Below are 13,403 nucleotides of genomic sequence, written 5' to 3' on the forward strand. Positions count from 1 at the left end.
GCTACTTCAGGAAGTCCGGGACGTCCAGGTCGTCGTCGTCGAACTGCACCTGCCGAGCCGGCTGGGACTTCACCGGTGCCGGCTGTGCGTCGGCGCTGGACGGCGACGAGGGAGCGAACGTCGTCTGGGCGGGGATGCCCGACGACGAGCCCTGGGAGGGGGCCGGCGCCTTGGGGGCGAGCTGCTGGGCCGCCGCCCGGGTCTGCTCCTGGGTCTGCGCCGGCTGGTTGTGGCGCAGCACGTTGCCGTCCGAACGACGCTTCGGCATCCCACCGTCGAAGCCCGCCGCGATGACGGTCACCCGCACCTCGTCGCCGAGCGCGTCGTCGATGGTCGCGCCGAAGATGATGTTGGCCTCGGCGTGCGCGGCCTGCGACACCAGGGCCGCGGCCTCGTTGATCTCGAAGAGTCCGAGGTCGGAGCCACCGGCGATGGAGAGCAGCACGCCGTGCGCACCCTCGATGCTCGCCTCGAGCAGCGGGCTGGAGACCGCCTGCTCCGCGGCGGCGACCGCACGGTCCTCGCCGCGGGCCGAGCCGATGCCCATGAGGGCGGAGCCGGCGTTGGCCATGACGGACTTCACGTCGGCGAAGTCGAGGTTGATCAGGCCCGGCGTGGTGATCAGGTCGGTGATGCCCGAGACACCCTGCAGCAGCACCTGGTCGGCCTGCTTGAAGGCGTCGAGGATCGACACGCTGCGGTCGGTGATCGAGAGCAGGCGGTCGTTGGGGATCACGATGAGGGTGTCGACCTCCTCGCGGAGCTGGCTGATGCCCTCCTCCGCGGAGTTGGCGCGACGGCGGCCCTCGAAGGCGAACGGCCGGGTCACGACACCGATGGTCAGGGCGCCCAGCGAGCGGGCGATGCGGGCCACGACGGGCGCGCCGCCGGTGCCGGTGCCGCCACCCTCGCCGGCGGTCACGAACACCATGTCGGCGCCCTTCATGACCTCCTCGATCTCGTCGGCGTGGTCCTCGGCGGCCTTGGCACCCACCTCGGGGTTGGCGCCGGCACCGAGGCCGCGGGTGAGCTCGCGGCCGATGTCGAGCTTGACGTCGGCGTCGCTCATGAGGAGTGCCTGGGCGTCGGTGTTGATCGCGATGAACTCGACGCCCTTGAGGCCGACCTCGATCATCCGGTTGACGGCGTTGACGCCACCTCCACCGATGCCCACGACCTTGATGATCGCCAGGTAGTTCTGCGCTGCTGCCACGGCTCCGGGGCCTTTCGTGAGTGGTCTGTGTGCGGGAGGAATGCGAGTTCTGGGGAAGGGACGAGGCTGCTGCTGCCATGACCCTCGGGACCGCGGAACCTTAACCGTGAACCTGAGGGTTATAGTTATGTCAACCTCGCCTTTCGCAAGACCATAGGCAGCGCGCGGTGCGAAACCGTGGTGGACACGCCCACCATCTGGTGTCGTGGCGGATTCCGGCGGTGGTGGCCGGGGCCTCAGCCGATCGGGTCGCTGACGGTCGGGTTGCCCGGGACGCTGACGTCGTACACCTGGGCCTTCACGGCGGTCAGCATCCGGTCGAGGACCTGGGCCTTGAGCTCGGACTCCTCCGCGCTCCCCCACAGCACCTGGCGCTGGTCGCGCATGACGAGGGTGATCTGGTCGACGGTCTCGACCTCGACGTGGTCGACCTTGGCGGCGAGGTCCTTCGGCAGGGCCGAGACCACCGTGGCCGCCTCCTTGAGCGCGTCGGTGCCGGCCGCTCCCCCGGGCCGGATGCGGGGCATCCCCCTGGGGGCGGCCTTGTACTCGCGGAACACCACGCCGTCGGCGTCGAGCCCGCGGAGCCGGCCGGCGAGCTCGACGACGGCGACGGCTGTGCGCTCGACCACCTCGATGCGTACGCCGTCGGGCCAGGTGCGGGTCACGTCGACCGAGCTGACCTCGGCCAGCGACCCCACGCGCGCGTCGGCGCGGGCGAGGTCGACGAGGGCGAGCTGGTCACCCAGCGGGACGTCGGCGATCTCCCGGACCCGGGCATCGCTGAGGAGCTCGTTGCCGGCGACCTCGACCTTCTTCACCTGCAGGGTCGCGGAGAAGAACACCAGCCAGATCGACGTACCGAGGAGTGCCACCACCACGACGAACGCGATGACGTAGCGCAGCGACAGCCAGCGGCGCGCCCACTGTCGACGGGCGAAGCGGCGACGGGTGCGCCGCGACGCGCGGTCCTCCGGCTCCACTCAGGCACCCCCGGGCTGAAGCAGGTCGAGCACCTGCGGCCCGACGCTCGTGATGTCGCCGGCGCCGAGGGTGATGACGAGGTCGCCGGGGCGGGCACGGTCGGCGAGGGCACGCGCGGCCGCGGGCAGGCCGTCGACGTAGGCGACGTGCTCGGCGGCCAGCGGTACGGCGTCGGCGACGAGGCGGCCCGTCACGTCGGGGTCCGGGTCCTCGCGGGCGACGTAGACGTCGAGGACGACGACCTCGTCGGCTGCGCCCAGCGCGACGCCCATGGCCTCGCCGAAGATGCGGGTGCGGGACACGAGGTGCGGCTGGAAGGCGGCGACGACGCGGCCCTCGCCGGCGAGCGCACGGGCGGCCTCGAGGTCGCCACGGATCTCGACGGGGTGGTGGGCGTAGGAGTCGTAGACGCGGATCCCGGCGACCTCGCCCTTCAGCTCCATCCGGCGACCGGTGCCGGTGAAGGCGCCCAGCCCCGCGGCGAGGGCGTCGAAGCCGTGGCCCAGCCGCAATCCCATGGCCAGCGCGGCCACGGCGTCGAGGACGTAGTGGCGGCCCGGGATGCGCAGCCGCAGCTCGCCGAGGTCGGCGCCCGCGCGCGAGACGCGGCAGGTGGAGGTGGACCCGTCGAGGGCGAGGTCGTGGATGCGCAGGTCGGCGTCGGCGGACTCCCCCACGGTGATCACCTCGAGGCCCTGCGCGCGGGCCTGGCGCGCGAGCTCGGCCGCCCCGGGGTCGTCGAGCACGCAGACGAGGAAGCCCGAGCGGTCGATGGTGTCGGCGAAGTCCTCGAAGGCGCGGTGGTAGGCCTCCTCGGTGCCCCAGTTGTCGAGGTGGTCGGCCTCGACGTTGGTCACGATCGCGGCATGGGGGCGGTAGACCAGGAAGGCGCCGTCGCTCTCGTCGGCCTCGGCCACGAAGAGGTCGTCGCCACCCGCGTCCGCGTTGCGTCCCGTCGCGGTCAGCACCCCGCCCACGGCGTACGACGGGTCGACGCCGGCAGCGAGCAGTGCGGAGGTCAGCAGCCCGGTCGTCGTGGTCTTGCCGTGCGTGCCGGCCACGGCGAGCACGCGGGAGCCGGCCATCACCGCCGCGAGACCGGCCGAGCGCGGCAGGATCCGCAGGCCGCGGCGCCGCGCCTCCAGCACCTCGGGGTTGTCCTCGCGCGCGGCCGTGGTGACGACCAGGGTGTCGGCGTCGCCGACGTGGGCGGCGTCGTAGCCGAGGTGGCAGGTGACGCCGAGCTCGCGCAGGGACGGGAGGAAGGGCGTGTCGTGGTCGTCGCTGCCGGTGACCGTGTGGCCACGCGCGGCCAGGATGCGGGCGATCGCGGAGATGCCGGCGCCGCCGATGCCGACGCAGTGGATGCGGCCGAGCTCGGCTGCGGGGAGGATCTCGTCGGGGACCGGGATCCTCACGACGCGGACCTGCCGGTGGCTGCGGCCACGATGAGGGCGGCCAGCTTGTCGTCGGCGTCCAGCGGGATCACGCCGCGGGCCGCGGCGCCCATCTGCGCCAGGCGCGCGGCGTCGGTGAGCAGTCCGGGCACGCTGGCCGCGACCCACTCGGGCGTCAGTGCGGCGTCGGCGACCAGCAGGCCGCCGCCGGCGTCGACGACGGGGCGGGCGTTGAGGGCCTGCTCGCCGTTGCCGATCGGGAGCGGGACGTAGATCGCTGGCAGGCCCACACCGGACACCTCGGTCACGGTGTTGCTGCCCGCGCGGCACAGCACCGCGTCGGCGGCCGCGTAGGCCAGGTCCATCCGGTCGACGTAGTTGAGCACGACGTAGGGCACCTCGGCGGAGGCGACGTCGAGCTCGTGCCTGGGCCCGACGATGTGCAGCACCTGGACGCCCGCGGCGGCGAGGTCACCGGCCGCGCCGGAGACGGCGGCGTTGATCCGGGCCGCGCCCTGCGACCCGCCGGTGACCATGAGGACGGGTTGGTCGTCACGCAGCCCGAAGGCGGCCAGCGCGTCGGCGCGCAGGGCCGCGCGGTCCATCGTGGAGATGAGGCGCCGGATCGGCAGGCCGGTGCAGACGGCGTGCGGCAGGTCGGTGCCGGGGAAGCTGGTGGCCACGTGCGTCGTCATCCGGGCGCCGAGCTTGTTGGCCACGCCGGGGACCGTGTTGCCCTCGTGGACGACGATCGGCACCCCGCGCTTGCGGGCAGCGAGGTACGCCGGGACCGAGACGTAGCCGCCGAAGCCGACGACCACGTCGGGTCGCACCCGGTCGACCACCTCGAGTGCCGCGGCGCGTGCGGCGCGCAACCGGGTCGGCGTACGGAGGAGCTCGGCGCTGGGACGCCGTGGCAGCGGCACCCGGGGCACGAACTCCAGCGGGAGGCCGGCCTCGGGGACGAGGCGTGCCTCGAGTCCCTCGCGGGTGCCGAGGCAGGTGATCGCGGTCGCCGGGTCGAGCCGGCGCAGGGCGTCGGCGGTGGCGAGCAGGGGCGAGGTGTGGCCGGCGGAGCCGCCGCCGGCGAGGAGTACGCGCATCAGGGTGAATCTATCGACTGGTCGAGGCCGACAGGCCGGCGGAGCGGTTGCGGCGCCGTGCCGCCAGTGCGGCGGCCGCCTCGGGCTCCCGGCGCGCGAAGCCGATCACCAGTCCGAGGGCGACGAGCGACGGCAGGAGCGCCGAGCCGCCGTAGGACACGATCGGCAGTGGGATGCCGATGACGGGCAGGACCGCGAGGACCATGCCGACGTTGATGATCATCTGGCCGAGGAGCCACACGACGATGCCGAACGTCGCGTAGCGGACGAACGGGTCCTCGGTGTGGAGCGCGACCCGGATCGCGGCGTAGGCGATGGTGAAGAACAGGCCGACGACGAGCATCGTGCCCACCAGGCCGAGCTCCTCGCCGAGCACGGCGAAGATGAAGTCGGTGTGCGCCTCGGGGAGGTCGCCCCACTTCTGGGTCGAGGCGCCGATGCCCTCGCCGAACCAGCCGCCGGTGGACAGGGCGTAGAGGCCGTGGGCCGGCTGCCAGCCGGCGTCGGTGTAGTCCTTGAACGGGTCGGTGAAGTGGGTGATGCGCTGGAGCCGCTCCGAGTCGGTGGCAGCGAGCGCGACACCCGCGACGGCCAGGACGGACAGGCTGAGCCCGAAGAGCCGCAGCGGAGCGCCGACCACCCAGAGCATGCCGAGCAGGATCGTGGCGAGGACCATCGCGGTGCCGAGGTCGCGACCGACGAGGACCAGCGCGATGACCGCGAACAGCCCCGGGACCACGGGCACGAGCAGGTGGTGGAGCTCGCGCAGTCGTCGCTCCTTGTGAGCGTAGATGTTGGCGGCCCACAGCACGATCGCGAGCTTGGCGATCTCGGCGGGCTGGATGTTGAAGGGGCCGACGGCCAGCCAGTTCTTGTTGCCGTTGATCACGACACCGAACTGCGCCACCAGACCGAGCAGCACGAGGGACACCAGGAAGCCGGGATAGGCCAGGCGCCGGATGTGCTTGATGGGCAGGCGTGAGGCGATCCATGCCGCCGGCAGGCCGATGACCACCCAGAGCAGCTGGCGCTTCACGACGGCGTACGAGTCGTCGTAGACGATGTAGGACCGCACGCTCGAGGCGCTGAGGACCATGATCAGGCCGATGGTGAGCAGCAGCGCGGACGAGCCGAGGAGCATGTAGTAGGACGCCAGCGGCTTGTCGAGCGCCTCGCGGACCGAGCGCCACCCGGCCACGACGCCGGAGCCCAGCGGAGCCCGGGTGCCCGGGCCGGACGTGAGTCCGGCCGACGGCGTCGCGACGTCCTCGGGGTTCGCGGTCGTCATGCCTCGCGCGTCTCCCCTCGGGTGTAGGCCTAGCCGGTGCGGTCGATGTGGGCGTGCACGGCGGTCGCGAACGCGTCACCGCGGGCGCCGTAGTTGCTGAACATGTCCATGGAGGCGCATCCCGGCGCCAGCAGCACCGTGTCACCGGACCTGGCGAGCCCGGCAGCGGCGTCGACCACGCGCTCCATCGGATGACCAGTCTCGTCGGCGCCCACATCGATGACCGGCACATCGGGCGCGTGTCGCGAAAGAGCGTCGGCGATGACCTGCCGGTCGCGTCCCAGCAGCACGACGCCCCGCAACCGGTCGCGGACCGCGACGACGAGGTCGTCGAAGCGGGCGCCCTTGGCCAGCCCGCCGGCGACCCAGACGACGCTCTCGTAGGCGCGCAGCGAGGACTGCGCGGCGTGCGGGTTGGTGGCCTTGGAGTCGTCGATCCACGTGACGCCGTCAACCTCGGCGACATGGGCGATCCGGTGCCCGTCGGGGCGGAAGGCACGCAACCCGTCGCGCACCGCCTGCTGGCTCACGCCGTGCGCGCGCGCCAGCGCGGCGGCGGCGAGGGCGTTGGCGACGAAGTGGGGTGCGGTGGAGGCGAGGTCGTCCAGCGTGCAGAGCTCGGCGGCGCTGGAGGCGCGCTCCTCGATGAAGGCCCGGTCGACGAGCAGGTCCTCGACCACACCGACGCTGCTCGACCCGGGCATGCCGAGGGTGAAGCCCACCGCACGTGCGCCCTCGACCACGTCGGCCCCGGCCACCATGGCCTCGGTGGCGGGGTCCTCGTGGTTGTACACGCACGCGCGCTGCACGCGCTCGTAGATCCGGGCCTTGTCGGCGGCGTACGCCTCGATGCCGGTCGGCCCGCCCGGCTCGTCGTCGTACCAGTCGAGGTGGTCCTCGGCGACGTTGAGCACCACGGCCGACTCCGCCGACATCGAGTGCGTGTAGTGGAGCTGGAAGCTCGAGAGCTCGACGGCGAGCACGTCGTAGGGCTCGGGGTCCATCACGGCCTCGACGATGGGCAGTCCGACGTTGCCGACGGCGGCGGCCCGCAGGCCGGCGGCGAGGAGGATCGACTGGAGCATCTGCACCGTCGTGGTCTTGCCGTTGGTGCCGGTCACGGCCAGCCAGGGGGCCGGGCGCTCGGGGTCGCGCAACCGCCACGCGAGCTCGACCTCGCCCCACACGGGGATGCCGCGCGCGGAGGCCTGCGCCAGGAGCGGCGAGGTGGGCTTCCAACCCGGTGAGGTCACGACGAGGTCCACGTCGTCGGGCAGCACCGCGGTGGCACCCGGCTCGAGGCGGACGGTGGCACCGAGCGTCTCGAGGAGCTCGGCCTGCTCGGCCTTCACCTCGCTCGTCGCCTCGTCGAGGGCCGTCACCTGCGCGCCGAGGAAGAGGAGGTTGTCGGCGGCGGCGTAGCCGGAGATGCCGAACCCGGCGACGACGACGCGGACGCCGGACCAGTCGCTGGTGCGGCCGAGACCGTCGAGATCAGCCAATTCCGGCGACCCACTCGGCGTAGAAGATGCCGAGGCCGGTGGCGACGGCGAGGCCCGTGATGATCCAGAAGCGGATCACGATGGTGACCTGCTCCCACCCGAGCATCTCGAAGTGGTGGTGCAGCGGTGTCATCCGGAAGACACGGTGCCCGGCCTGGACCTTGAAGATGCTCCGGAAGAGCCCACTGGCGCGGCTCACCTTGAAGACCGACACCTGGATCATCACCGAGAGGGTGATCACGACGAACAGGCCGCCGATGACGAGCAGCAGGATCTCGGTGCGGGTCATGATCGCGAAGCCCGCCATCGCGCCGCCGAGAGCGAGCGACCCGGTGTCGCCGAGGATGATCTGCGCGGGTGAGGCGTTCCACCACAGGAAGCCGAAGCACGCGCCGGTGAGGGCCGCGGCGATGACGGCGAGGTCCAGCGGGTCGCGGACCTCGTAGCACTTGGGGCCGGCCTCGAGGGCGCAGGACTGGCTGTTCTGCCAGATGTTGACCAGCGTGTAGGCGGCGAAGATCAGGATCGACGCACCCGTCGCGAGGCCGTCGAGGCCGTCGGCGAGGTTCACCGCGTTGCTGAACCCGGTCACGATGAACCAGATCAGCAGCAGGGCGAGCACGGCCGGGAGCGCGAACCGCTCGTAGTCGCGGATGAAGGAGATGTGGTCGGACGCCGGCCGCCACCCGCGCTCGTCCTCGAGCACCGGCGAGAGGGCCAGGACGCCGAAGATGATCGCGACGACGGTCTGGCCGATCATCTTGGCCCGGCTGCGGAGACCGGTGCTGTGCTGGCGGCTCACCTTGAGGAAGTCGTCGAGGAAGCCGACCACACCGAGCCCCACGAGCAGGAAGAGCAGCAGCAGGGCCGACGCGGTCGGCGCCTGGCCGGTGATCAGCTTGGCCGCGAAGTAGCCGACGACGGTCGCCAGCACCACGACGGCACCGCCCATGGTCGGCGTACCGCGCTTGGTGTGGTGGGTGGTGGGGCCGTCGTCGCGGATCGGCTGGCCGAAGCCCTGCCGCGTGAAGAAGCGGATGGCGTAGCGCGTGCCGAGGAGGGAGATCAGCAGGGAGAGTCCTCCTCCGAACAGGATGGCTCTCATGCTGTGGTGCTCCCTTCCTTGCCGCCCCCGGTGAGGAGGTCGTCGGCGATCAGTTCCAGCGCAGCCCCCCGAGATGCCTTCACCAGGACGACATCAGCAGCCGAGACATTGTGCCGCAGCCACTCGGCGGCCGCGTCACGCCCCGCCGTCGTGACGGCTTCTCCCGACCCGCCGGCAGCCTCGTAGCCCTGCGCGACGGCGTCCGCAGCCGGTCCGACCGTGACGAGGAGGTCGATCCCGACCTCGCCGGCGTAGGACCCGACACCGACGTGGGCGTCGGCCGCGCCGTCGCCGAGCTCGAGCATCTCCCCCAGCACCGCGACCGTACGTCGACCACTGCTGGCCCCGATGCCCGCGAGCGTCTCCAGGGCGGCCCGCATCGACTCGGGGTTGGCGTTGTAGGCGTCGTTGACGACCACCAGTCCGTCGGAGCGCTCGGTCAGCTCCATCCGCCAGCGGCTCGCGGGGGCGGCGTCGCCGAGCGAGTCGGCGACGGCGTCGAGGTCGAGGCCGGCAGCCAGCGCCATCGCTGCTGCGGCCGCCGCGTTGCGCCACTGGAAGGCGCCGACCTGGGCGAGGTGGACGGTCGCGCCGGCGCCGCGGTGCACCAGCTCGAAGGACTGGCGTCCGAGGTCGTCGCTGGTGATCGCGCTGACCGCGACGTCTGCCGGGGCACTCCCGAAGGTCGTCACCGTCGCGCCGGTGCGGGTCGCCATCGCCGCGACCAGCTCGTCGTCGGCGTTGAGCACGGCCGTGCCGTCGACGCGCAGCGCCTCGACGATCTCGCCCTTCGCCTGCGCGATCGCCTCGCGGGTGCCGAACTCGCCGATGTGCGCGGTGCCGACGTTGAGCACAGCGGCGATGTGCGGGGGTGCGATCGCACACAGCTCGGCGACGTGGCCGATGCCGCGCGCCCCCATCTCGACGACCAGGTAGCGCGTGTCGAGCCCGGCGCGGAGCACGGTGAGGGGCACGCCGAGCTCGTTGTTGAAGTTGCCGCGGGTGGCGACGGTCGGCCCGGCGTCGGCCAGCACGTGCGCGAGGTAGTCCTTGGTGCCGGTCTTGCCCTGGGAGCCGGTCATCGCCAGCACGACCGCCTCGGGAAGCCGGTCCACCACGTGCCGGGCGAGCCGGCCCAGCGCGGCGGTCACGTCCGGCACGACGACCGTGGGCAGCTCGGTCGGTCGGGTGCCGAGGGCGGCCGCGGCGCCGGCTGCACCGGCCGCGGCGGCGAAGGCGTGACCGTCGACACGCTCGCCGGCGATCGCGACGAAGAGACCGCCTGACTCAGGCGTGCGGGTGTCGAGGAAGGCGCCGCCGGTGACGGTGGCCGCGCCGTGCGCCACTCCCCCGACGACGTCGGCGATCTCGGCCAGGGTCATCTCGATCATGGGGTGTCTCCGGGCCGGGCCATGGCGCGCCCGATCTCCTCGGCCGCGACGACGCGGTCGTCGAAGGGGTGCACGACGCCGTCGACCTCCTGGCCGCTCTCGTGGCCCTTGCCCGCGATCAGGAGCACGTCGCCGGACGCGGCACGGCGTACGGCCTCGCGGATCGCGAGGCGGCGGTCCCCGATCTCCAGCACCTCGGCGCCGCCGGCGCGGGTCCCGTCGAGCACGGCCGAGCGGATGGTCGTCGGGTCCTCGGTGCGGGGGTTGTCGTCGGTGACGATGAGGACGTCGGCGAGGCGCGCGCCGATCTCCCCCATCACGGGTCGCTTGAGCGTGTCGCGGTCGCCGCCGGCGCCGACCACCACGATCACCTGGCCCTGCGTCAGCGGGCGCAGGGTGGCGAGGACGGCCTCGAGGGCGTCGGGCTTGTGGGCGTAGTCGACGACGACGGTGTAGTCCTGCCCCTGCACGACCGGCTCGAGGCGGCCGGGCACGCCGTCGACCCGGGAGATCCCCTCGGCGACCGCACGCGGGTCGAGGCCCGCCATCGCGGCGGACGCGATCGCGGCGAGCGCGTTGGAGACGTTGAACTCGCCCGGGAGGTGGATCGAGGCCACCAGCTCGACGTCCGGCCCCTGGACCGTGAAGGCGGCGCCGGAGGGGGTGAGGTCGACGTCGACGGCACGCCAGTCGGCATCGCGCCCCTGTGAGGAGTAGGTCGACATCGGGATCGTGGCGACGTCGAGGAGCCGCCGGCCGAACTCGTCGTCGACGTTGGCGAGCCCGATCCGCGCGCGCTCCGGGGTGAAGAGGCTGGCCTTGGCGGCGAAGTAGTCGTCGAGGTCGGCGTGGAAGTCGAGGTGGTCACGACCGAGGTTGAGGAAGGTCGCCACGTCGAAGACGACGGGGTCCACCCGGCCGAGCACGAGGGCGTGGCTGGAGACCTCCATCGCGCAGGTGTCGACCCCGCGCTCGCGCATCACCGCGAAGAGGCCGTGCAGGTCGGGCGCCTCCGGGGTGGTGAGCTCGGTCTTGACGTCCTCACCGGCGATCCGGGTGCCCACGGTGCCGATCACGGCCGAGGTCAGCCCGGAGGCGGTGAGGCCCTGCTCGAGGATGCGGGTGGTGGTGGTCTTGCCCTGGGTGCCGGTGACCCCGATGACGCGCAGGTCGGTGGCCGGGTCGCCGTAGATCCGCGCGGCCAGGCGTCCGAGCACCCGCCGCGGCTCGGGTACGACGATGGCGGCCGTGCCCTGCGGCAGCCGGTCGAGCCCGGCAGGGTCCGTGAGCACCACGACGGCGCCCGCCGCCAGGGCCTGGCCGGCGAAGTCGGCCCCGTGGGCGCGCGTGCCCGGCAGGGCGACGTAGAGGTCACCGGGTCGGATCCGTGCGGTGCTCAGCGAGATGCCGGAGACCGCGACGTCGAGGTCGCCGTGGACGACCATGTCAGCGCCGAGACCCAGCCAGTCGGCCAGCTCGGCGGCGCGGGACGAGGTCATCTGCCGCGGTCGCGTCGCGCTCACGGGCTCCACGGGCTGGTCCACCGGCCGAGCGTATCGAGTCACCACTCGACGGGGAGCCTCGACGGCGTGCCGTTGGTCGGCTCGACGCCGTAGCGGCCCAGCACGTAGCCCATGATCCGTGAGAAGACCGGTCCGGTGATCGAGCCACCGCCACCGTCGACCCGCGGCGCGTGGATCACGACGTAGACGGTGAACCGGGCGTCGTCGGCCGGGGCGAAGCCGCCGAAGGAGACGCTGGTGCTGCCGTCGTAGCAACCGCACTCGGCCTCGACGCGTTGGGCGGTGCCGGTCTTGCCGGCGACGAGGTAGCCCGGCACCTGGGCAGCGGGCGCGACGCCGTCCTCGGGGTCCACGACCTTCTCCATCATCTTGGCCGTCCCGCGGGCGGCCTGCTTGCTGATGACGCGGGTGCGGGTGGCGACGTCGGTGCCGACGGTGACGCCGTCGTCGGTGACCGCGGACCCGGAGATCAGGCTCGGCGACACGCGGACGCCGCCGTTGGCGACGGTGTTCACCGCGGCAGCCATCTGCGCGACGTTGACCGACAGCGACTGGCCGAAGGCGACACGGTCCTTGGTCTGCGACGTCATGGCCTCACCGGGGGTGAGGATGCCGGACGTCTCGCCGCGCACCCCGACGTTGGTCTTCTGGCCCAGGCCGAAGCGCTGGAGGTAGGAGACGAGCTCCACGGGCGTGAACGCGTCCGCGGCGAGCACGGTGCCGATGTTGGACGACTGGGCGATGATCCCGGCCAGGGTCAGCCGGATGTTGCCGTGGTCGAACCAGTCGCCGATGACACGGTCCTGGCGGGCGAGGTTCGGCGGCACCTTGAACCTCTGGCGCGGGAAGGCCTTGCCGGCGTCGATCAGCGACGAGGCGGTGAGCACCTTCTCCACCGAGCCGGGCTCGTAGGTGTCGTTGAGGGCGCGCGAGCCGAGGTCGTCCTCGTCGGCCTCGGTCGGCTTGTTGGCGTCGAAGGTGGGCACGTCGGCCAGCGCGAGGATCTCGCCGGTGCGGGTGTCCATCACGATCGCGGCGCCGCTCTCGGCGCGGTACTGCTGGACCGACTGCGCGAGCACCTTCTGGGTGAACCACTGGAGGTCGCGGTCGATCGTCGTGCGCAGCGGGGCGCCGTTCTGGGCCGCCTTGAGGGTGCTCTCGCGCAGCGGGATGCGTACGCCCTTGCCGGAGTTGGACTGCCAGGTGGCCTGGCCGTCGACTCCGGCGAGCTGCTTGTCGAAGGTGCGCTCGAAGCCGCCCAGCGGCTCGTCGGTGCCCATGTAGCCGATCAGGTTGGCCGCGACGTCGCCGGCCGGGTAGTCGCGGATCGGGTCGTCCTGGAGGCTGATGCCCTCGAACCCCGCCTCGTCGAGCGCGGCGACGGTGTCGCCGGCCAGGGTGCTCGGCACCCGGCGAGCGACGTACTCGTAGCGGCTCCTCTCCTTGCGTCCGCGTAGCGCGGTGAGGGTCTTGAAGTAGTCGACCGAGAGCTCGTCGGAGAGCAGGCGAGCGAGCTCCGGCGCCCTCGCGGCGGTCAGGGCCGGGTCGGCGATGATCATCTTGCCCTTGATGGAGTCGGCCAGCGGGATGCCGTTGCGGTCGAGGATGTCGCCGCGCTCGGCCTCCAGCGGCACCTTCACCGCACCCTCGGCGGCGGCCATCGCGGCGTAGGAGCCGGGGTCCACCCCCTGCAGCTGGACCAGCCGGGCGCCGAAGAACGAGAGCACCATCGCGATGAGGACGAATCCGATGCGCAGTCGCAGCATGGGGGCGCCTCGCGAGGCGCCACGCCTGCCGTTGCCGCCGACGCGGGTGCTGGGCACTGGTTTCCCTCATTCCCGGCCCCCGCTCGTCTCGGCGGGTGGCCTTTCGGTGAATCTATGGCGGGGTCGGCGCA

Annotated in this window: 10 protein-coding genes; all 10 read right to left on the reverse strand. The window is 72.4% G+C overall.

Features of this window, described 5'->3' with window-relative positions; all coding sequences use genetic code 11:
• Window position 1 precedes the first annotated feature (1 nt).
• Window positions 2–1,213, reverse strand: a complete 1,212-nt coding sequence (ftsZ, locus tag BM127_RS05490; RefSeq protein ID WP_091195704.1) for a cell division protein FtsZ — start codon at window positions 1,211–1,213, stop codon at window positions 2–4.
• 236 nt (window positions 1,214–1,449) lie between these two features.
• A complete protein-coding gene (locus BM127_RS05495) occupies window positions 1,450–2,196 on the reverse strand; it encodes a cell division protein FtsQ/DivIB (RefSeq protein ID WP_091195707.1) in 747 nt (248 codons plus the stop codon).
• Complete coding sequence (gene murC, locus BM127_RS05500; protein WP_091195709.1) at window positions 2,197–3,615, reverse strand: UDP-N-acetylmuramate--L-alanine ligase; 1,419 nt, start codon at window positions 3,613–3,615, stop codon at window positions 2,197–2,199. It abuts the gene before it with no gap.
• Window positions 3,612–4,697: an undecaprenyldiphospho-muramoylpentapeptide beta-N-acetylglucosaminyltransferase gene (murG, locus tag BM127_RS05505; RefSeq protein WP_091195712.1), complete on the reverse strand. Its 1,086-nt coding sequence runs from the start codon at window positions 4,695–4,697 to the stop codon at window positions 3,612–3,614. Before murG ends, murC begins: the two co-directional genes overlap by 4 nt.
• A gap of 10 nt (window positions 4,698–4,707) precedes the next feature.
• Window positions 4,708–5,985, reverse strand: coding sequence for a putative lipid II flippase FtsW (gene ftsW / locus BM127_RS05510; protein ID WP_091195714.1), 1,278 nt, complete (start codon window positions 5,983–5,985; stop codon window positions 4,708–4,710).
• Between the two features lie 29 nt (window positions 5,986–6,014).
• Window positions 6,015–7,487 carry a UDP-N-acetylmuramoyl-L-alanine--D-glutamate ligase gene (gene murD, locus BM127_RS05515; RefSeq protein WP_091195717.1) on the reverse strand — a complete coding sequence of 491 codons (1,473 nt, stop codon included), beginning with the start codon at window positions 7,485–7,487 and terminating at the stop codon, window positions 6,015–6,017.
• Window positions 7,480–8,592: a phospho-N-acetylmuramoyl-pentapeptide-transferase gene (gene mraY / locus BM127_RS05520; protein WP_091195720.1), complete on the reverse strand. Its 1,113-nt coding sequence runs from the start codon at window positions 8,590–8,592 to the stop codon at window positions 7,480–7,482. Before mraY ends, murD begins: the two co-directional genes overlap by 8 nt.
• Window positions 8,589–9,983: a UDP-N-acetylmuramoyl-tripeptide--D-alanyl-D-alanine ligase gene (locus tag BM127_RS05525; RefSeq protein WP_091195722.1), complete on the reverse strand. Its 1,395-nt coding sequence runs from the start codon at window positions 9,981–9,983 to the stop codon at window positions 8,589–8,591. Before BM127_RS05525 ends, mraY begins: the two co-directional genes overlap by 4 nt.
• Entirely contained in the window at window positions 9,980–11,527 is a 1,548-nt protein-coding gene (locus tag BM127_RS05530) for a UDP-N-acetylmuramoyl-L-alanyl-D-glutamate--2,6-diaminopimelate ligase (RefSeq protein WP_231263271.1), read from the reverse strand. The genes BM127_RS05525 and BM127_RS05530 overlap by 4 nt, the downstream gene beginning before the upstream one ends.
• Before the next feature lie 17 nt (window positions 11,528–11,544).
• Window positions 11,545–13,272, reverse strand: a complete 1,728-nt coding sequence (locus BM127_RS05535; protein ID WP_091196821.1) for a peptidoglycan D,D-transpeptidase FtsI family protein — start codon at window positions 13,270–13,272, stop codon at window positions 11,545–11,547.
• Window positions 13,273–13,403: the final 131 nt, after the last annotated feature.

The organism is Nocardioides alpinus (assembly GCF_900112035.1).
In the GTDB taxonomy this organism is placed as follows: domain Bacteria; phylum Actinomycetota; class Actinomycetes; order Propionibacteriales; family Nocardioidaceae; genus Nocardioides; species Nocardioides alpinus.